20 protein-coding genes and 1 tRNA gene are annotated in these 17,884 nt (G+C 53.7%); 13 read left to right on the top strand and 8 right to left on the bottom strand.

The genetic code is table 11. The annotated features are described in order from the left end of the window. Positions 1–92: 92 nt before the first annotated feature. The 7 genes from ACNQFG_RS07050 (at position 93) to ACNQFG_RS07020 (ending at position 4,324) form a co-directional block, all read left to right on the top strand. On the top strand, positions 93–1,019 hold the full coding sequence (locus ACNQFG_RS07050) for an ABC transporter ATP-binding protein (RefSeq protein WP_097773624.1): 927 nt from the start codon (positions 93–95) through the stop codon (positions 1,017–1,019). After that, positions 1,012–1,797, top strand: a complete 786-nt coding sequence (locus ACNQFG_RS07045) for an ABC transporter permease (protein ID WP_024738632.1) — start codon at positions 1,012–1,014, stop codon at positions 1,795–1,797. Before ACNQFG_RS07050 ends, ACNQFG_RS07045 begins: the two co-directional genes overlap by 8 nt. 2 nt (positions 1,798–1,799) lie before the next feature. Beyond that, positions 1,800–2,579 carry an ABC transporter permease gene (locus ACNQFG_RS07040; protein ID WP_097773623.1) on the top strand — a complete coding sequence of 260 codons (780 nt, stop codon included), beginning with the start codon at positions 1,800–1,802 and terminating at the stop codon, positions 2,577–2,579. Between the two features lie 7 nt (positions 2,580–2,586). Then, the gene (locus ACNQFG_RS07035) at positions 2,587–3,048 is read left to right on the top strand and encodes a hypothetical protein (protein ID WP_055186328.1); all 462 of its coding nucleotides are present in this window, start codon (positions 2,587–2,589) and stop codon (positions 3,046–3,048) included. 207 nt (positions 3,049–3,255) lie between these two features. Further along, positions 3,256–3,429 (top strand): hypothetical protein, encoded by a 174-nt coding sequence (locus ACNQFG_RS07030; RefSeq protein ID WP_179859180.1) that lies wholly within the window; start codon positions 3,256–3,258, stop codon positions 3,427–3,429. 105 nt (positions 3,430–3,534) lie between these two features. Beyond that, positions 3,535–3,966: a winged helix-turn-helix domain-containing protein gene (locus ACNQFG_RS07025; protein WP_005946641.1), complete on the top strand. Its 432-nt coding sequence runs from the start codon at positions 3,535–3,537 to the stop codon at positions 3,964–3,966. A 139-nt stretch (positions 3,967–4,105) separates the two neighbouring features. Then, positions 4,106–4,324, top strand: coding sequence for a hypothetical protein (locus ACNQFG_RS07020; protein WP_097773622.1), 219 nt, complete (start codon positions 4,106–4,108; stop codon positions 4,322–4,324). An 87-nt stretch (positions 4,325–4,411) separates the two neighbouring features. Here ACNQFG_RS07020 and ACNQFG_RS07015 read toward each other — a convergent pair whose 3' ends face one another. Beyond that, positions 4,412–4,771 carry a helix-turn-helix domain-containing protein gene (locus ACNQFG_RS07015; protein ID WP_418268279.1) on the bottom strand — a complete coding sequence of 120 codons (360 nt, stop codon included), beginning with the start codon at positions 4,769–4,771 and terminating at the stop codon, positions 4,412–4,414. Positions 4,772–5,660: 889 nt separating this feature from the next. Between ACNQFG_RS07015 and ACNQFG_RS07010 the strand changes: the two genes are divergently transcribed. From ACNQFG_RS07010 to ACNQFG_RS06985, 6 genes are all read left to right on the top strand, one after another. Next, positions 5,661–6,152 (top strand): sigma-70 family RNA polymerase sigma factor, encoded by a 492-nt coding sequence (locus ACNQFG_RS07010; RefSeq protein ID WP_423406439.1) that lies wholly within the window; start codon positions 5,661–5,663, stop codon positions 6,150–6,152. 355 nt (positions 6,153–6,507) lie between these two features. Then, a complete protein-coding gene (locus tag ACNQFG_RS07005) occupies positions 6,508–6,735 on the top strand; it encodes a hypothetical protein (RefSeq protein ID WP_173015354.1) in 228 nt (75 codons plus the stop codon). Positions 6,736–6,803: 68 nt separating this feature from the next. Then, the gene (locus ACNQFG_RS07000; protein WP_423406438.1) at positions 6,804–7,478 is read left to right on the top strand and encodes a type II toxin-antitoxin system PemK/MazF family toxin; all 675 of its coding nucleotides are present in this window, start codon (positions 6,804–6,806) and stop codon (positions 7,476–7,478) included. Continuing rightward, positions 7,469–8,281, top strand: coding sequence for a DUF6551 family protein (locus tag ACNQFG_RS06995; RefSeq protein WP_423406437.1), 813 nt, complete (start codon positions 7,469–7,471; stop codon positions 8,279–8,281). The genes ACNQFG_RS07000 and ACNQFG_RS06995 overlap by 10 nt, the downstream gene beginning before the upstream one ends. A 132-nt stretch (positions 8,282–8,413) precedes the next feature. Beyond that, positions 8,414–8,614, top strand: a complete 201-nt coding sequence (locus ACNQFG_RS06990; RefSeq protein WP_223387377.1) for a helix-turn-helix domain-containing protein — start codon at positions 8,414–8,416, stop codon at positions 8,612–8,614. A 75-nt stretch (positions 8,615–8,689) separates the two neighbouring features. Beyond that, entirely contained in the window at positions 8,690–9,787 is a 1,098-nt protein-coding gene (locus tag ACNQFG_RS06985) for a tyrosine-type recombinase/integrase (RefSeq protein ID WP_227611936.1), read from the top strand. A gap of 134 nt (positions 9,788–9,921) precedes the next feature. Here the strand turns inward: ACNQFG_RS06985 and ACNQFG_RS06980 are convergent. From ACNQFG_RS06980 to ACNQFG_RS06950, 7 genes are all read right to left on the bottom strand, one after another. Then, positions 9,922–9,999: transfer RNA gene (locus ACNQFG_RS06980), tRNA-Pro, on the bottom strand. A 72-nt stretch (positions 10,000–10,071) separates the two neighbouring features. After that, positions 10,072–10,857 (bottom strand): ComF family protein, encoded by a 786-nt coding sequence (locus tag ACNQFG_RS06975; RefSeq protein WP_423406559.1) that lies wholly within the window; start codon positions 10,855–10,857, stop codon positions 10,072–10,074. Then, positions 10,857–13,025, bottom strand: coding sequence for an S-layer homology domain-containing protein (locus ACNQFG_RS06970; protein ID WP_423406436.1), 2,169 nt, complete (start codon positions 13,023–13,025; stop codon positions 10,857–10,859). Before ACNQFG_RS06970 ends, ACNQFG_RS06975 begins: the two co-directional genes overlap by 1 nt. A 13-nt stretch (positions 13,026–13,038) precedes the next feature. Continuing rightward, the gene (locus ACNQFG_RS06965) at positions 13,039–14,244 is read right to left on the bottom strand and encodes an ABC transporter permease (protein ID WP_423406435.1); all 1,206 of its coding nucleotides are present in this window, start codon (positions 14,242–14,244) and stop codon (positions 13,039–13,041) included. Continuing rightward, on the bottom strand, positions 14,241–15,002 hold the full coding sequence (locus tag ACNQFG_RS06960; RefSeq protein WP_423406434.1) for an ABC transporter ATP-binding protein: 762 nt from the start codon (positions 15,000–15,002) through the stop codon (positions 14,241–14,243). The genes ACNQFG_RS06965 and ACNQFG_RS06960 overlap by 4 nt, the downstream gene beginning before the upstream one ends. 11 nt (positions 15,003–15,013) lie before the next feature. After that, positions 15,014–16,645, bottom strand: coding sequence for an efflux RND transporter periplasmic adaptor subunit (locus tag ACNQFG_RS06955; RefSeq protein WP_423406433.1), 1,632 nt, complete (start codon positions 16,643–16,645; stop codon positions 15,014–15,016). A 225-nt stretch (positions 16,646–16,870) separates the two neighbouring features. Continuing rightward, entirely contained in the window at positions 16,871–17,869 is a 999-nt protein-coding gene (locus ACNQFG_RS06950) for a GGGtGRT protein (protein WP_005935035.1), read from the bottom strand. Positions 17,870–17,884 lie beyond the last annotated feature (15 nt).

Here is a 17,884-nt window from a genome sequence, read left to right as displayed (position 1 = left end):
GGATTTCAAATTGCAAGGTTAATGCAAGGTTGCGGCAAGGTTAATGCAAGGTTGGCATGATAGAATACCTTACAGAACAGGAGGTTTTGAATATGGATACAAATTATATCATTGAAACAAAAAATCTGACGAAGCAATACGGCTCACAAAAGAGTGTGGCTGACTTAAATATCCATGTGAAGTTTGGGAGAATTTACGGTCTGCTGGGCAGAAACGGAGCCGGAAAAACCACTACCATGAAAATGCTGTTGGGCTTAACGAAGCCGACTTCCGGGGAGGTCAAAATCTGGGGAAAGTCTTTGCAAGGGAACGAAAAGAAGCTGTTGCCCCGTATCGGAAGCCTGATTGAGTCCCCCGGTTTTTATCCCAATCTGACCGGCACAGAGAACCTGCGTATCTTTGCTACTCTGCGGGGCGTACCAAACAATCATGCTATCAAAGATGCTCTGGATCTGGTAGGACTGCCCTACAAAGATAAAAAGCTCTTTTCACAGTATTCTCTTGGTATGAAGCAGCGGCTTGCCATCGCCCTTGCCGTTATGCACGATCCGGAGCTTTTGATTTTGGATGAGCCGATCAACGGCCTCGATCCCATCGGTATTGCAGAAGTACGCTCCTTTATTCGGGAGCTTTGCGACGCAAGAGGAAAAACTATTTTGATTTCCAGTCACATTCTTTCGGAGATTTCTTTGCTGGCTGACGATATTGGAATTATCGACCACGGCGCGTTGCTGGAAGAAGAAAGCCTTGCGGAGCTGGAGCAAAAAAGCAGTAAGCATATCCGTTTTACGCTCTCTGATACTGCACAGGCAGCAAGAATTTTGGAACGCAATTTCCATGAAAACCATTTTTCCATACAGGACGACCACAATCTGCGTCTACACAATATGGAGCTACCCGTGGGGAAAATTGTAACTGCTTTTGTAGAAAACGGATTGGAGGTATCAGAAGCACATACCTGTGAAGAAAGTCTTGAAGATTACTTCAAGCGTGTGACAGGGGGCGAAGGAATTGCTTAAACTAATCAAATGCGAATTTTTGAAATTGAAACGGAAGAAATTTATTCCGCTGATTATTTTGGCTGCGTTCCTGTTTCCAATCCCGCTGACTTATCTGATGACAACGCCCTCTATGATGGAGCGATATACGGATCGGGCAGATGCTTTCGATGGACTATTTAACATGGTGTTGGGATATGGTATCCAGTTTTTACTGCCCTGCATTATCGGAGTGATTGCCGCTATTCTGTTTTTTATGGAACGCGACAACGATACATTCAAAAATCTGCGTACAATTCCCGTAACCAGCACGCAAATGGTACTTGCAAAGATTATTGTCCTGTTTATCTTTGGAATTGTTTTTTGCGTGGCTTCTACCATTGCAACAATTCTTTGCGGAATTGGAACATTAGAAGTTTATGGAATTGGTTATAAGCTGTTTTTGGCGGTTGAAACGGGGATCTTCATTACGGCAGGAACACTCCCGTTGATTGTCCTTGTTGTCTTTTTCAGTAAGACCTATGTTTTTTCCATTTTGTTGTGTGTCTTTTACAGCGTTCTGAACATGAGTGCTACGGCATTGTTTGACACACTGCCTAAAACTATGTTATGGCTTCTGCCCACGCCACTGACTACATTTTGGAGTGCGGGAGATATGGCGGCTCATGGAATAAAAATGGACTTGGAGCAAATGACAGGGCTAATTCCCTCAACATTTCAAGTTGTATTCATTCTTGGGATTATGGCATTCGTTTCGTTCTTACTGATTGACAGATTATATAAGCAGAGGGGGGAATAAACATGGTTCGCATTGTAAAAACAGAATTTTATAAATTGAAAAGGTATCATATCCTTTGGGCGGGCGTTGCACTCATGCTCCTATCCGTCCTGCTGACCTTGTTTACCTCTATGGCGAATGATGGTTCCGTTTGGGATTTTGCCTATCTTACAGAACAGGTCATCAAAAACAATATGTCCATGATTTTTCCGATGTGTATCAGCCTAATTGCTGGATATATGATTTCTCGTGAGCAGACGGATGACACATTGAAAAATATTCTGACTGTGCCGATTTCTTTTAAAAAACTGTTGACCGGAAAATTGATTGTGTGCGGCGTATTGTCTATTATTTTCGGGCTGATATGCAGTCTGTTTACAATCATAGCAGAAATGATTGTGGGATTTCCCGGCTTTGAGATTTCCTTAGCTCTAAAAGCAACCTTGCAGATTACTGCGGTTAATTTCTTTTTATATCTTGCGGTTCTGCCGATTATCGCTCTTACTTGTCGGAGGGCAGGCAGCTTTTTAGTCGGTGTAATCATTGCTTTTGTCTATGGATATGGAGGGATGTTTGCCGCAGGAAATATGACATTAGCAAACCTTTATCCGATTACCGCAAGTCTTGGAATGGTAGGCTACCGTAGCTATGATACCGCAGTCAACTGGAATATCGGAACCTGTTCTTGCAGTCTTGCGCTTGCTGTCGTTATTTCTGCCATCTTGATTTTGTGCATGAAAGAACGAGAATCAACCCAAACAAAGAAAAAGGCCAAAAAGGTAGCTCCAAAGAAAGGCTGGTGATGATTTTATGAAGAAAATAGTTTTAGCATTGGCATTTGTCCTTTTGGGAAGTTTTATGCTTTCTGACTGTTCAAAAGATGAAATTCTCGATCATTATAATAATATCGTTCAGTCGGCTGGAGCCATAGAGCTTACAGGAAAGTCATCTTTGGAAGGAACAAAAGAAAAAGGAATCGATGATTATACGGGAACTTATACGGCTGATTATGAGGATTTTTCAGATACAGAGTATTTGTTCGGAGGAACTTCCATAAAAAGAGAAGCCGGTAAGGAACTGTCTATTGACTGCACTTTGGAGGTTACGGAAGGTACTGCAAAAGTATTTTGGATTTCTGGATCTGATAAAGCAGTCACTTTGATTGAAACAACCGGAACTTATAGTGACACAATTACACTTCCTGATGGTGGAAATTATATCGGAATTGAATGCGAGAGTTTCACAGGAAGCATTGAATTAAATATTGAATAACATTCTGCCGGACGACGGCAAAAGAAAAAAAGCCGTCGTATGGCGAAAACAATATTCCCTACAAGGTGCGGGCGGCACTGCTTCTGGTGCCGCTGAATACACCAATGCCTACCGGAGCAGTGACTCAATCCTTGTGGTACATTGCAGTTCGTTCTGGGGACGTCCACCGGGTGCAGCACTATCTTCGCACAGAAAGGGATACCTAAGATGGAGCTGTTATCGGCACGTCTGCTGTTAACGGCTGGCATCCTGCTGCTGATCGCAGGGGGGATTTTCGCCATTCTCCAAGGATGGCTCTATACCGGCCTTCTCTGGGCGGGTGCGTTTGGATGCCTGATGGCAGCTCTGAACTTTCGGGATTCCAAAAACGACGGCGGCTAAAGCACACGGCATCGTAGTGCACGGTCAATGCGGAAATGCGAGCTACACCCGATTTTCCATATCGAGTGATATAGATTTGGCTTTGGGGGGAGGATTGTCTATTGTATGCAAAAAATCGAAGTTGTTGTTCGCATCACGAAGGATCACTGCCCACCGCAAGAGCAGACGATTTTTGAATGGTTCGATTTGATGCGAAATCCCACAGACGCTCTGAGCCGTCCCGATCTGGAAATCAACTTGGAACACCACCGTGTTTTCAAACACGGAACAGAGGTGTACATGAGTCGTTATGAATACGGTGTTTTGAGTTTGATGGCACAGCATCCGGGCAAACTGTTTACAAAGGAGCAAATCTTTGAAGCAGTCTGGCATAAGGACAGCGAAAGCTATTTGAGAGCCGTCACCAGCACGATCGGTCGAATCCGCCAGAAAATAGAGGATGACAAAGATCACCCCCGTTATATTAAAACGGTTTCCAACATTGGATATCAATTTGTCCCATCATCGGAATCGGTGCGATTGAATCGCAATCTGTAATAAAAGCCATACCGTGAGATCCTAGTAGGATTCTTCGGTATGGCTTTTATCGTTTTCTGTGCTGTACAAAATCGGCATCCTTGCATAGATGACCAAGAATATTCTAAAATAGAGATGACTTAATTCAGGAGGTCAAACCATGCAAACATTTGAAGAAGTATTGACCCACTTCCATAGCTTTTTAGAGTCTGCGACCTATTTGGACGTTGTTCCATGCCGCTGGGGATATGTAAGGCTTTTCAATGAGGGCGACCCTATCAATTTCAATGCAATTCTTTGCCGCACACCACAAGAACTATATACGGCATTGGCAAATGATTTGGAAACAGAGATTCAGATCAGCTTGGGAATCGACTGAATTGGTATGAAATTGGTTTGTTTTTGGGTTCGTTTTGGTATAGTGACTTTGAAAAATGTGCTATACTGTACCACAAGCAAAACATTTTCAGGGATTTTCAATCTTACTGTAAAACTCTGTCAGATGCTTTGCCAGTGTGCGGGTCGAGTCCATTAAGGTTTCTCGCACCGCTTCTGGACAGGAAAGATAGATTCGGTTGAACTCTTTTAATTCTACTTCCGTCTTGTCCATTCCCGGAGTAATCAGTGCATCAAGCGAAATCGGCAGAACGCGAGCAATCGCCAAAAGAATTTCGTAAGATGGATTCATGCTACCTTTTTCAATGTTGGCAATATGCTTTGTTGAAACATGGCAACGTTCAGCAAGCTGTTCTTGTGTTAAACCTGCCAGCTTGCGCTCCGTGCGAACCTTTTCTCCAAGTAACTTCAAGTCGGAATTCGGCATCATCGTTCACCTCAATAGTATTGTATCGTTCTGGTGAATGATGCGGTATAACCTTGTATTTCCTGCGAGCAGGAAGTATAATGCCGATTTTTGCGTTTCCCGGTCGAGTTATAAAAAAACGGTAACTCGTCCGGGCGATTCCTTGCGCCACAAGATCACAGTTACCGTCTATGGAGGGTACTGTGATTTTTTATTGGGGTAACGCATCAAAAAAAGCCTGTCTGCTGCCGTAGACCAGACCGCTCCGAAACAGGCACAATCGTTCCATTCTGCCACCCACAATCGTGCCGATATGCTGTACTGCGCCAGCTTCCCTCAATGGGAGGCTGGCGTTTTTGCGCTTTTGGAACAAAAGTGCCGCAGTCCGCCGTTTCTCCCATAATACCGCAGCAAACTTTATATTTGGGAGGGAAAGTCATGCTCGATCATAAGAAGGTAGCAATTACAGAACTCTGGCAGTTTTGCCCCAAGTGCAATATAAAGCTCTATCGAATGACCGCCGACTGCACTGGATTCATCCACATAAAATGCTGGCGTTGCCGGGAAATGTTATGGCTCAACCTTTCCATTCGAGCCAAGTAAGCATTGGTTTCATAAGAATCGGGTGCAAAGCACTCTGAATATGGACTGTTCGCACCGAGCAACGGGCCGTCACCTCCGGGTGATGTATGAAACGTAGCACCAAATAGCCGGGCAGCAGCTTGACTGAAAGATCTTCAATCTTTCGGTCGGCTGTTGTCCGGCTATTTTTTATAGCTTCAGATGGCCTGCTCCCGAAAAGGAGCAGGTTTTATGTTTACCCTCTTTTCATGGCTGCCCCAGATGGCGAAATATCCGTAGTGTTTCCAAATTTTCGACATTTCACGTTTTATCGAAAATTTGGAGGTTACACATGGGCTTTAATTATGGTTTGGAAAAGAAGAACTTTGACCGTCAGTGGGCTATCATGCGCAAGCAGTATGAGGACGCTGGCATGAGCATTGAAGTGATTCAGGCAATGTATGAGTATGACTGGTCTGTTTTCAATGCTACGCGTTCTTACCAGAACCACACACAGGAAATCGCTGCCCCGTCCTTTGAGCAGGGCGAAGAAGCCTACTCGCCCCTTATGAACAAGTATCAGGAAGCCATTTCTATTACCGAACACTACCGTGAAACCAAGAGCCGCTTCACATGGATCGGCGAAATTGAGCACGAGCGTTTGCTGTCTGCTCTTGAAAATTTATCGGATGCAGACCTCAATCTCGTCACCATGTACGCCTATGAGGGCTACACGGTTACTGAAATTTCTAAAGTATTAGGGGTGTCGCAGCCAACTATTAGCATAAAAATCAAGAGAATTACTAATTTTCTGAAAAAGTTTGATTTTGATGCTATGGATTGACCATTCTCGATGCCTACCAAGTGAGAGGGCAATTCACCAGACGGCACAAGCCGCAGAGTGAAACGTCCGAACAGCCGTTCCTTGAAAACTGAATAGTTCCGTCATCTGGTACTCCGATAATGATACTTCCGTAATTCGCGGCCCGGTCAGAAAGTAGACGGGGTGGTTGAGATGCCAATGGAGCGGTACAAGCCCGCCGCCAGATGATTCCCCACTCTCAGGGAGCCGAGGGCGAATATGAGAGACCTTAACTTATTAAATCAGGCGTGGCCGAATGCTGTTTTCGGTCTTCGTCCACGTCTGTTCTTTTTACTTATTCCATATATCCACATTTTTGTCCTACATAGGAGGTTTTATGAACGAGAACGACCGTACCATCTTAGAGCAAGCGATCTACGAGGAAATGGAACTGACCCCGGAAATGATCCGTTCCATCCGTACCCTCTGCGGTGTCTGCCTTTGCAGTTTTGTAGAATCCAAAGCGTTCAAAATCGCCATTGTTCCCAGCGCAGACCGGAGCATGGACACTTGCACTGTCTGCCAGACCCGGCGCGGTCATGACTACGTTGTGATGAACCGCTGAACAAACACACCGCACACTGCCAAGGAGGTGCAGCGGGCGGTGTACATATTGTAAAAGGAGGGCAGCTTTTGATTCAAAACTGGAAATTCCAGCGTGGAGACATTTTCTTCACCCGTTTCGACAACGCCATCGGTTCAGAGCAAAGCGGGAATCGTCCCGCAGTCGTTCTCCAGAACAATGTGGGAAATTTTTACTCGCCCACGCTGATCGTGGCCACATTGACAAGCAAGTCTGCAAAAAAGTATACCCAGCCGACCCACTGCCTGCTGGTGAACGATTTTCTCTCCGTTCCGTCCATCGTTCAGGCAGAGCAGATCTTTACCATAGACAAAAGCAGGGTGCTGAAATTCCTCGGACACCTCACCCCGGAGGAAATGAACCGGGTGGATGATGCCGTCCGTGCCAGCCTTGCCCTGAACCCGATGGGGAGCATTCAGCGGCTTCCACCCATCATCCGCTCTACGGCGGCTTACGCGCCGCCTGAGGTGGTTGACGGCAAGCCGCCCCTCTATCCCTACACACCCATCAAATCGTCCTTTGAGGACGCTGGGAGCGTAGAGGAGATGATGGTGTATACCGAACTGGAAGCTGCGGTACACGCAATGATCCAGCGGCTGGAATACAGCTTCACATTCAACCCAAGTCTGCTCACCATCCCGAAGCGTAAGCAGCAGGTCGCTGAGATTCTGGAAGAAGCTGAAAAATACATCTGGCGAATCAAGGAGGAAATGAGATGCGCCTGAAAGACAACACCAATCCCTTCATCCATGTCAACCCGCCGTACCAGCTCATGGTCATCCACAGCAGCAAGCTGGTCTACCCCCGCGAACTGTATCAGCGCGGTGTGGAGCGCAAGCGTGTGGAACTGATTGCCGCCCACTTCAACGAATATGTGGCAAATGAGCCGAAGGTCAGTTTCCGCAACGGTCAGTTCATCGTAACGGATGGGCAGCACACCATCGAGGGGCGCATCCTCCGCAACGGCGGCAAGGATCTGCCGATTCTCTGCAAGGTGTACACGGGCATGACCGTGGAGCAGGAAGCCCTGCTCTTTGCCGAACAGAACGGCTTTTCCGCTCCGCTGACTGCTGGCATCAAGCTCCGCGCCAAGGTCGTAGGCGGCGATGCTATTTCCAAGGCTTTCCTCGCAGCCACCAACCGGGTGGGGTTGAGTCTCAATTATGACAGCCAGCAGCTGACCGATTACCGCATCGGCTGCGTTGGTACGGCTTTCCGACTCTACAAGCAGATGGGCGAACCGCTCTACTGTGAAACGATGCGGCTGATCGTGGCTGCATGGGAGGGCAAGCCTGATTCGTTCCGGGCATCTGTCCTGCGGGGCATGATGCACTTTGTGGAACTGTATCACGGTGAGTTCAGCGAGGAACGGCTGATCCGTGCTCTGCGCAACATCCACCCGGTCGATATTTACCGCATCGGGCAGGACGACCCCGCAAAGCTGCGCGGATGGAAGAAATACGTTTTTCCCATCTATATGGCCTACAACGGCAAGTGCCGCAAGGATGCCCTGCCGATGAAATTCTGACATTCACAGGCATTCCTCCCATATACACAAGGGGCATCCGCAAACCGCAGATGCCCCTTGTTACATATCAAAGTGCAATATATAGTGTTCCTGTATTCATTCAACACAACATATAGAGAAAAGAGGTATTCTATGCGCTCTCAGTTCACTTCGTATGAGCAGCTTCCCATCACCCTGACAGCCGATCATATCGCTGCTGCGCTGGGCATCTCCCGCGCCAACGCTTACATCCTGCTCCGTTCGGACGGCTTTCCCACGCTCCACATCGGTAAGCGGATGGTTGTACCCAAAGACCGTTTTCTTCAGTGGATCACGGACAGCGTAAATGGCTGATTTGACATCCTTGATTCAAGAGGTTTCTTTTTCTATACTATTCCCGAAACGACTTGACATCAGGAAGGAGGCAATATGCCAAGCAAACGTTCACACGGCGAGGGTACGCTTCGCCACCGCAGCGATGGTCGCTGGGAATTACGTATGATGGACGGCTACCAGAAAGATGGTTCGCCGCGCTTCAAGACCTTCTATGGCAAGACTCAGAAGGAGGTCAAGCTCAAACTGAAAGAGTATCAGGATGCGCTTATCAGCGGTGTCCAGCTGGACACGATCCTGTACTTCGAGGATTGGGCGGATACATGGTTCGAGGGTCACAGGGATAATATCGCTCCCACGACACAGGAAAGCTATAAATACTGCCTGAAAATGCTCAAAGAGGGATTTTACCATCGCCCCTTGACCGTCATACGCCCCATCGACATTGAAAACTTTCTGAAAGGGATGCGGCGTGATGGCCGCTCGGATTCTTACATCAGCAAGGCACGAGGGATGCTCTACCAGATCTTTCAAAAGGCAGAGGCCAATGACCTTGTGCGCCGCAACCCGGTTCGGCTTGCTGAAAAGATGCGGGCATCCGGCACTGCAAAACGCAAGGAAGCCTTCACCACAGCGGAAGTCGCGCACCTGATGAAGGTGCTGCCCGATGACCGCATGGGCTTGAGCATCCGGCTTTTGCTCGGCACTGGAATGAGAATGCAGGAACTTCTGGCTTTGGAGCCGCAGTTTATTGAAGAAGATGGCTCTGTCATTCACATCCGGCAGGCAGTAAAGGTCGTAAAAGGTACAGTCAGCATCGGCAGTCCGAAATCCAAAGACAGTATCCGGGATATTCCGGTGCCGCTGAATGTTCGCCCGTGTGCCATCAAGCTGCGGGATACCACCGACCAGTTCATCTGGGAAAGCCCCAAGACCGGCTTGCCCTGCAACCCCACCCATTTCCGGGATGTGTTCCGCAAATCTCTGGAAGAAGCGGGCGATGTCCGCTTGCTCACACCGCACAGCTGCCGCCACACCTATGTATCGCAGATGCAGGCGTTGGGCGTGGATATCCAGACCATCCAGAGCATCGTAGGCCATGCCGACACCGAGATGACTGAGCATTATCTCCATGTTCAGGAATCCATTCGGCAGAGTGCGATCCAGTTGTTCAGTGAGGCGTTTTCGGCCTGAAAATTGGATGGAACGGCACTAATTAGACCAGATAAAATCGTTGGCATTGTGGTCAAAATTGTGGTCAAAACCAAATGAGGTCAGCCTATAAACAAAAAAATCCAACGATTTCTAACGTGAAATCGTTGGATTTATGGTCCGAGTGGCGAGAATCGAACTCACGGCCTCTTGAACCCCATTCAAGCGCGCTACCAAAACTGCGCTACACCCGGATATCTGCAAGCGGTTATCGCTCACAGCTCAATTAGTATACCCGACGAGGGCGGTTTTGTCAAGCACTTTTTTCAAAAATCCTCCTCAGAATTTTCCAAGATGGCTTCGGTCGGGCTTCGCGGGGTGTCGAGTTCCACGGTCGCCAGCGCCACGGCGAAAACACTCTCGGCACCGGCTGCCAGCAGGGCCTGGGTGCAGGCGGTCACGGTGGCACCGGTGGTGATGACATCATCCACGAGAAGGATGCGCTTCCCTGCCACGCGTTCCGGGTCTGTCACACGGAACGCGCCAGATACATTCACCAGCCGCTCATCGAAGGAGAGGCCCTCCTGCCGCTTGCCGGAGCGGGCGCGGACCAGCAGCTTCGGCTCCAGCGGGACACCCACTGCGCGGGCCACGGACCGGGCCATCCGCTCCGGCACGTTGTACCCGCGCACCCGGCTGGAAGCCGGCACCGGCACCACGCAGTTGTAGCCGATGGCAAGGCCTGGTACGGTCTCCACCTCCGGCCCGAAGCTGCGCATCCGGACTTCGCTCCCGAACAGAAGCCGTGCCATCTCCACGCCCAGCTCATCGGCAGCCCACGGGGCAGCCTGGAACTTCGCCCGCAGCACGCCCCGCCGGACGCAGCCCGCATAGCGGTAGGGCGCGGCGGCACCTTCCAGATTTTTGATGTAGTGTCGCTCCCTGGCCAGACGAAAGGTCGGGCGGCGGCGCAGCGTTTCCAGTTCCTCTTTGCAGTCAGGGCAGGCGCTCACCGACCCCAGCACCCGGTCACAAAAAGGGCAGCGGCGCGGGTAAAGCACCCAGCGCAGCTGCCGCAGAATGCGGCCAACGCCGCCGTTTTCGATTTGCATCAATCGTTCTTGACCGCAATGATGACCCGCACCTTTTTGCCTGCCGTGCAGCCGAAGTTGTCGTACCAGCCGGTGAGCTTGTACTCGTCGGTGTTCACGGAGGCCAGTCTGGTGGGGTAATACTGGCCCTTGTACCACAGGTAGACCTGGGCATCGTCGGCCATCTCATAGCGGGTATTGCCCGACAGCACCGACGCTGCACCCACGCGGTCGATCTTCAGCGGCATCAGCTGGACCATGCTCTTGACCGAGCCGGTGGTCTCCTGCCGCACTGCAACGCCGCCCGCGATGACCGGGTACTTGATGGCGGTGCTGAAGCTGGCGGGCGAGCCGTTCACGTAGCACACGTAGGTCGCGCCGCCGCCGATGAACTGAAGGATCTGCTTGAAGGGGGTGCCGGTGATCTCGGCCACCTGCTTGAAGCCGATGCTCAGCAGCGAACCGGTGTTGCTGGTCAGCTTCTGCCAGGCCGTGGAGAGGATATCGCCGGAGACGATGCCCCACAGGATCTCGCTCGTCGTGGGCACCAGAAGGCTCGTGACCTGGTCGGTCACGGTCCCCTGCGTCGTGGAATCGGCAGACCCCGTTGTCCCGTTCTTGTTACCGGTGGTGGTTCCGCCCGCCGCGGACGAACCGCCGGACGAATTTGCATCGGCGTTGAAGCTGGTGATGAAGCTCTTGAGGTCGGTGTAATTGGCCGCGAGGTTTTTCACGTCATCCAGCACGCCGTAGGTCCACAGGTCGCCGGTGACATCATTCAGGATCAGGCGGTCGATCTGGCCAGCCTCATTGACGGTGTAGTAGCGGACGTCCGAACTGCTCAGTGTGACCCCCGCTAGGCGGCTGGGACGAACCGTCCCAGCCACACCCTCCGCAGTTGTATCCAGAATCTGTACATCGTCGGCAAGGGCGGCATCGCCCAGGGCCGTGGCGTTCTCGTTGATGGTGCCGCTGGTCGAGCGGCCTCTGACGTGCTCCACATTCTCGCCGTCCGGGCCTACGGTGATCTCCACCAGCCAGCCCGCCGGGAAATTCAGGCTCTTATCCACATTCACGGTGCGGGTGATGCCATCGGTGCAGAGGACGGCCACTTTTTGCAGCACGTCCGCGCCGTTCTCCTCGATGAGGCTGCGGGCGGAGGACTGGACGACGCCGTAGAAGACACTGTCGGCCTCCTCGCCGGTCACGATGCCGGCAGCCTCATTGTTCATGCCCAGCAGCAGGGTCACGACCTGACCCACGCCGCCGCCGTTCAGGGAGGACACCTGCGAGGCCACGGCCGCGGAACCGAGGGTGTAGGTGCTGCCCGCCACGGTAATGGCCGTGGGTGCGCTGGCGCTGGGCGAAACGGCAGTGATGCGGCCTGCTGCTTTGCGGGTGTAGATCCATACAGTCTGCAGACTTTCGCTGTAATAATACACATCGTACTTCGTCAGCTCCGCGGAAGAAGAGACTTTGTCGTTGCGGTAGACGCTCACAGGGGCAAAGGGCAGCTGTGTAATACCGTCCGCGATGAAGGGGCCTTTCAGGCTGCTCAGCATGACGCTGGACGTATCCACCTGACCGTTCGAAACCGTAAAGCCCAGCGAGGTGCCGTAGGCGCTGCCGCTGGCGGCGTTGGCCGTGAGCGCATTGTAGAACAGGATGGCGCACTCCTCATAATTCAGAGCCTCGCCCTGCTGACGCTCCAGCTGATTGCGCAGACCCAGCTCGCTGGCCTTGTTTAGCTGCGCCAGCGGGAAAGAGCCGCTCAGGTCGGTCATTTTATAGCCCAGCAGCTTGAGCGCTGCGGTGCAGGCTTCTTCCAGCGTGACCGTATTATCCGGGCGGAATGTACCATCAGTATAGCCGTTCATCCAGCCCTGCTGCACCGCAATGCGCACATAGGGCGCATACGCCGAGCTGCCGGGCAGGTCCTTGTACAGGGTGCCCACGGCCCCCTGCGAGCCTACGCTCTCCCGGAAGGCGGAATAGGCCACCAGCATCCGGGCAAAGGCCCCGCGGGTGACCACGGCGTTCAGCGCCGCCGTCTGGCTGGAGTCCATGCCGTCCAGCGTGATGGACAGCTGCACGGCAGTGTTGGCATTGCCCGCCGCTGCGGCCGGGAGCGCCAGCATCGACACGGCCATGCTGACCGCGAGAAGGAATGCGAGAAGACGTTTTTTCATCTGGGGAACCTCCTTAATCATACCGCAGGGCTTCAATGGGGTTGAGCCGCGCTGCGCGCTTTGCGGGCAGGTAGCCGAACAGCACGCCAATCCCCACCGAGATGCCAAAGGCCACTGCGATGGAATTGAAGGACGGGCTGACCGTGACATCCACGCCGGATGCGACCATGGGCAGGATGCGGTTGGCCGCCATCGAGACGACATAGCCCAGCACGATGCCGAGGAAACCGCCCAGCGCCGAGGTGGTGGCTGCTTCCACCACGAACTGCGACAGAATGGTGCGTTCCTTGGCACCCAGTGCCTTGCGAATGCCGATCTCGCGGGTGCGCTCAGTCACCGACACCAGCATGATGTTCATGATGCCAATGCCGCCCACCAGCAGCGAAATGCTGGCAATGCCGGTCAGGATCACAATGACCATGTTGATCATGTTGTTCATTTCCTCCAGCCACTCGCTGGCGCTGTAGACATAGTAGGCGTTCTCGCTCTTGAACAGGTTGTACAGGCTTGCCTCCATCACGGCCTTGGCATCGTTGGCCTTGCTCTCGTCGGTCATGATGGCGATGTAGCTCTGAGCCGTGGACGTGTTGGACAGGCGCATCACCGTGGTGTAGGGCAGATAGACGCAGGCGTCATCCGAGCCCTCCTGCAGGCTGGGGTCGCTGACTTTGGCCGCCAGCACGCCCACGATGCGGAACTTGTTGGCACCGATCTTGAGCGTCTGGCCAAGGCCGTTGCCGCCAAAGGCCACACGGTTGAGGTAATCGCCGATGACACACACATGCTTGTTATCCTTCATATCCATGTACTGCAGGCCGCGCCCCTTGGCAATGGTGTAGTTCTTCAGGGTGGTGTAGTCTTCATCCACGCCGTAGATGCTGAGCCAGCGGTAGCTGGTAGTGCCGATCTTCAGCGTGCCGCTGCCGCTGAAATCGATCTGCGGCGAAATGGACTGGATCAGCTCCGGGTTCTTTTCGGCGATGGCATAGACGTCGTCCACCGAGATGGTGCGGGAGCCATAGCCCCAGACGTTGATGTTCAGGGTGTTGGTACCCAGTGCCGAAAAGCTGTCGCGCATGCTTTTGGTCATGCCGTTGCCCAAGCCCACGATGACGATGACTGCCATAACGCCGATGATGATGCCCAACATGGTAAGGAAGGTGCGCAGTTTGTTGCTCCACACGTTCTGGATGGCCTGACGGAAGGTTTCAATAATCATGCTTTCTCCTCCTCATCCGGCGTTTTTTCCGGGGTCTCCGGCAGCAGCGTGGGCTGCACTATGGCTTCCGGTGCATGGGCATCGCCATCGTAGACCACCCGCCCGTCCTCCAGACGGATGATGCGGTCTGCCTGCACCGCAATGGAATTATCGTGGGTGATGAGCACCACGGTGTGGCCCTCATCGTGCATCTGCTGCAGCATTCCCAGCACTTCGCGGCCGGTGTGGCTGTCCAGTGCGCCGGTAGGCTCGTCGGCCAGAATGACCGCCGGGTTCCGCACCAGCGCCCGAGCGATGGAAACACGCTGCTGCTGGCCGCCGGAAAGCTGGTTGGGGCGGTTCCTGAGCTTATCGCCCAGACCCACCTGCTCCAGCACCTCTTTGGCCCGGGCGTGGCGCTCGGCGCGGCCGATGCCCGCATACACCAGCGGCACCTCCACGTTCTCCATCAGGTTGAGCCTTGGCAAAAGGTTGTACTGCTGGAAGATGAAACCCAGCATCTCGTTGCGGACGGATGCCAGCTCATTGCGGCTCATCCTGCCAACGTCTTTTCCGTTCAGGCGGTAGGTTCCGTGGGTGGGCACATCCAGACATCCGATGATGTTCATGCAGGTGGATTTGCCGGAGCCGGACTGGCCCACGATGGCCACGAACTCGCCTTTTTCGATTTTCATGGTGATGTGGTCTGCAGCTTTTACCGTGGTGTCACCCATCTGGTAATACTTGCACACCTCATCAAACTCGATCAGAGCGCTCATCGTTCCTCCTATCAGAATGGCACGATATATCCGCCGTCGTCATAGTAGCTGTCGCTGCTGACGGAGCTGGGGTCGTAGCCGATGGTGTCGCCCTCCTGGATGCCGCTGACGATCTGGGTGTAGTTGTCATCGCTGACGCCGGTCTTGACCGGCACATAGACAAAGCCCTCCGGGGCCTCCATCGCCGTGTCTGCGTTGGCGGCGCTGGGGGAATCCTTTGTGACGAGCACATAGCTTCCGCGCACCACCGCCGCGTTGGGCACGACGAGGGCGTTGTCCGCCTGTGCCACCACGATCTCAGCATTGGCGTTCATGCCCGGGCGCAGGCCATCGGTCTCATCAATGCGCACCTTGACCGGGTAGGTGGTGGTGCCGCCGTTGGAGGTACCCTTCATGGAAACGCGGGTCACGGTGCCCACATAGGTCTTATCCGGCACTGCGTCGGCGGTGATCTGGACCTTCTGGCCCACCGAGATAGAGCTGATCTGCAGCTCATCCACGTTGATGTTCATTTCCAGATAGCTCAGGTCATAGACGATGCAGAGGGTGTCGCCGGCCTTGACGGCATCGCCCACCTTGGCGTCCTTTTCGATGATGGTGCCGCTGATGGGGGCGGTGACGGTGTAGTTGTTCATGGCGTCTTGCAGGTTCTGCATCGAGATCTCCGCGCTGCGCAGGGATTCGGACGCCGACTGGATGGACTCGGTCAGGTCGTCGCCGGACAGGCCGAGGATGATGTCATCCTTCGCCACGTCCGAGCCTTCCTGCACATTGATGGACGTCACCGTGCCGGCCGCCTGCGCCGTCAGAGTGCGCTCAGCCTGATAGGCAAAGGTGGCCGAGCCGATGGAACTGACCCCGTTGATGGAGGCGGTGGCCGCCTGCGCAGTGGTCAGGCCGCCTGCGTTCTTCACCGTGATGGTCACGGTGCGGGTGAGCAGGTTGCCGGTGCTCAGGGCATCGGTGCCGGTCACAGCGGTCACGGTGCCAGTCAGCATTTCAAAGGTGCCGTCCAGCGTCACCTCTGCGCTCTGGCCCACCGAGAAGGTGGCGGCATCTGCTGCCGGGAACTCCAGCCGCAGCACCATTTTGGAGCTGTCACGGATGACCGCCACTTCCTGACCGCTGGTCACTTCGTCACCCTTGGCCACCTTGAGGGCACTCACAACACCTGCCACCTCGGCGCGGACATACTGGCGGTCTGCCGTCTTGTCGTAGCTGCGCTGTGCCTGCTGCATGGCGATCTCGGCCTTTTCAAAGTTGGTGGAAGCGTCCGAGCTGTCGATGGTGTAGAGCACATTGCTCTCCTCCACGATGTCCCCTTCCTCAAAGCTGCTGGTCAACACCTTGCCATCCACCAGGCTCTTGACGGTGTAGGTATTGGCAGGGTTCAGAGTGCCGGTTCCGCTGAGGGTGTTGGACACATCCCGGCGCTCCGGGGCGGCCTCCGTGTAGCTGGCATCCACACTCGCAGGCTTGGCCTGCTGGGGCCGGAGCAGGAACACGCCGCCTGCCACTGCCACGCAGAGCACCGGCACCAGCCACTTCCAGTTCTTTTTCAGGAACGGGACCGGGCCCTTCCCTGCGGCAGCCGCTTCGGGCGTCTGCGCTTCCGGGGTGTCCTTCTTCTTTTTCCAGTTCATGTTGCTATGCTCCTCCTATATGTCCGGGCAGACCACCCGGCAGGTTGCAGACTTGTATAAGTGTAGTGTATCGCATTTTCCCAGCTTGCACAAGCGTCCAAATTTCATTTCCCCACATTTTTAACAAAAAGGGAAGTTTTTGTGGAGTTTTGGCCCCTGAAAATGCAAAAACGGTCTCCCGGAGTGTTCCGGGAGACCGCTGAAACGCTTATTTCAAAAACGAACTTAGGCGTTAGCCTGAGCTGCAGCAACAGCGCATGCGACGGTAGCGCCGACCATGGGGTTGTTGCCCATGCCGATCAGGCCCATCATCTCAACGTGTGCAGGCACAGAAGAAGAACCTGCAAACTGAGCATCGCCGTGCACACGGCCCAGAGAGTCGGTCAGGCCGTAGCTTGCGGGGCCTGCAGCCACGTTATCGGGATGCAGGGTACGGCCCGTGCCGCCGCCGGAAGCGACAGAGAAGTACTTCTTGCCGTTCTCGATGGCCCACTTCTTGTAGGTGCCGGCAACCAGATGCTGGAAGCGGACGGGGTTGGTGGAGTTGCCGGTGATGGAGCACTGAACGTCCTCCTTCTTCATGATGGCAACGCCTTCCATAACGTCGTTTGCACCGTAGCACTTGACGGCAGCACGCTCGCCCTCAGAGAAGGGGATTTCCTTGACGACGGTCAGGGTCTGAGTGGGGATGTCGTACTCAGTCTGAACATAGGTGAAGCCGTTGATACGAGAAATGATGTAAGCTGCATCCTTGCCCAGGCCGTTCAGGATGACGCGCAGGGGGGTCTTGCGGACCTTGTTTGCAGTGCGGGCGATGCCGATAGCACCCTCAGCAGCAGCAAAGGACTCGTGGCCTGCCAGGAAAGCGAAGCAGGTGGTGTCCTCGCTCAGCAGACGAGCGCCCAGATTGCCGTGACCCAGACCGACCTGACGCTGCTCAGCGACAGAGCCGGGGATGGTGAAGGCTTCCAGACCTTCGCCGATGGCAGCAGCGCACTCGGCAGCATCGGTCAGGCCGCGCTTGACGGCGATAGCGGTGCCCAGGGTGTATGCCCAGACAGCGTTATCAAAGCAGATGGGCTGAACGCCGCGCACGATCTTGTCGCAGTCGATGCCCTTAGCGAGGAGCATCTCGTTGCAAGCGTCCAGAGACTCCAGACCGTTAGCCTTCAGGCATGCCTCGATTTTCGGCATGCGGCGATCCATAGATTCAAAAGTTGCCATGAGTTGTTCCTCCTC

The organism is Faecalibacterium prausnitzii (assembly GCF_049532945.1).
In the GTDB taxonomy this organism is placed as follows: domain Bacteria; phylum Bacillota; class Clostridia; order Oscillospirales; family Ruminococcaceae; genus Faecalibacterium; species Faecalibacterium prausnitzii_N.
This window is presented reverse-complemented; position numbering and strand designations above follow the sequence as displayed.

What these genes read in the sequence shown, in the direction of transcription:
- ACNQFG_RS07035 (WP_055186328.1), top strand. Translation starts at nt 2,587, where the DNA reads ATGAAGAAAATAGTTTTAGCATTGGCATTTGTCCTTTTGGGAAGTTTT.
- ACNQFG_RS07030 (WP_179859180.1), top strand. Translation starts at nt 3,256, where the DNA reads ATGGAGCTGTTATCGGCACGTCTGCTGTTAACGGCTGGCATCCTGCTG.
- ACNQFG_RS06955 (WP_423406433.1), bottom strand. Translation starts at nt 16,645, where the DNA reads ATGAACTGGAAAAAGAAGAAGGACACCCCGGAAGCGCAGACGCCCGAA.
- ACNQFG_RS07050 (WP_097773624.1), top strand. Translation starts at nt 93, where the DNA reads ATGGATACAAATTATATCATTGAAACAAAAAATCTGACGAAGCAATAC.
- ACNQFG_RS07010 (WP_423406439.1), top strand. Translation starts at nt 5,661, where the DNA reads ATGGGCTTTAATTATGGTTTGGAAAAGAAGAACTTTGACCGTCAGTGG.
- ACNQFG_RS06960 (WP_423406434.1), bottom strand. Translation starts at nt 15,002, where the DNA reads ATGAGCGCTCTGATCGAGTTTGATGAGGTGTGCAAGTATTACCAGATG.
- ACNQFG_RS06990 (WP_223387377.1), top strand. Translation starts at nt 8,414, where the DNA reads ATGCGCTCTCAGTTCACTTCGTATGAGCAGCTTCCCATCACCCTGACA.
- ACNQFG_RS06965 (WP_423406435.1), bottom strand. Translation starts at nt 14,244, where the DNA reads ATGATTATTGAAACCTTCCGTCAGGCCATCCAGAACGTGTGGAGCAAC.
- ACNQFG_RS06950 (WP_005935035.1), bottom strand. Translation starts at nt 17,869, where the DNA reads ATGGCAACTTTTGAATCTATGGATCGCCGCATGCCGAAAATCGAGGCA.
- ACNQFG_RS06995 (WP_423406437.1), top strand. Translation starts at nt 7,469, where the DNA reads ATGCGCCTGAAAGACAACACCAATCCCTTCATCCATGTCAACCCGCCG.
- ACNQFG_RS06975 (WP_423406559.1), bottom strand. Translation starts at nt 10,857, where the DNA reads ATGCAAATCGAAAACGGCGGCGTTGGCCGCATTCTGCGGCAGCTGCGC.
- ACNQFG_RS06970 (WP_423406436.1), bottom strand. Translation starts at nt 13,025, where the DNA reads ATGAAAAAACGTCTTCTCGCATTCCTTCTCGCGGTCAGCATGGCCGTG.
- ACNQFG_RS07040 (WP_097773623.1), top strand. Translation starts at nt 1,800, where the DNA reads ATGGTTCGCATTGTAAAAACAGAATTTTATAAATTGAAAAGGTATCAT.
- ACNQFG_RS07005 (WP_173015354.1), top strand. Translation starts at nt 6,508, where the DNA reads ATGAACGAGAACGACCGTACCATCTTAGAGCAAGCGATCTACGAGGAA.
- ACNQFG_RS07015 (WP_418268279.1), bottom strand. Translation starts at nt 4,771, where the DNA reads ATGATGCCGAATTCCGACTTGAAGTTACTTGGAGAAAAGGTTCGCACG.
- ACNQFG_RS07025 (WP_005946641.1), top strand. Translation starts at nt 3,535, where the DNA reads ATGCAAAAAATCGAAGTTGTTGTTCGCATCACGAAGGATCACTGCCCA.
- ACNQFG_RS07020 (WP_097773622.1), top strand. Translation starts at nt 4,106, where the DNA reads ATGCAAACATTTGAAGAAGTATTGACCCACTTCCATAGCTTTTTAGAG.
- ACNQFG_RS06985 (WP_227611936.1), top strand. Translation starts at nt 8,690, where the DNA reads ATGCCAAGCAAACGTTCACACGGCGAGGGTACGCTTCGCCACCGCAGC.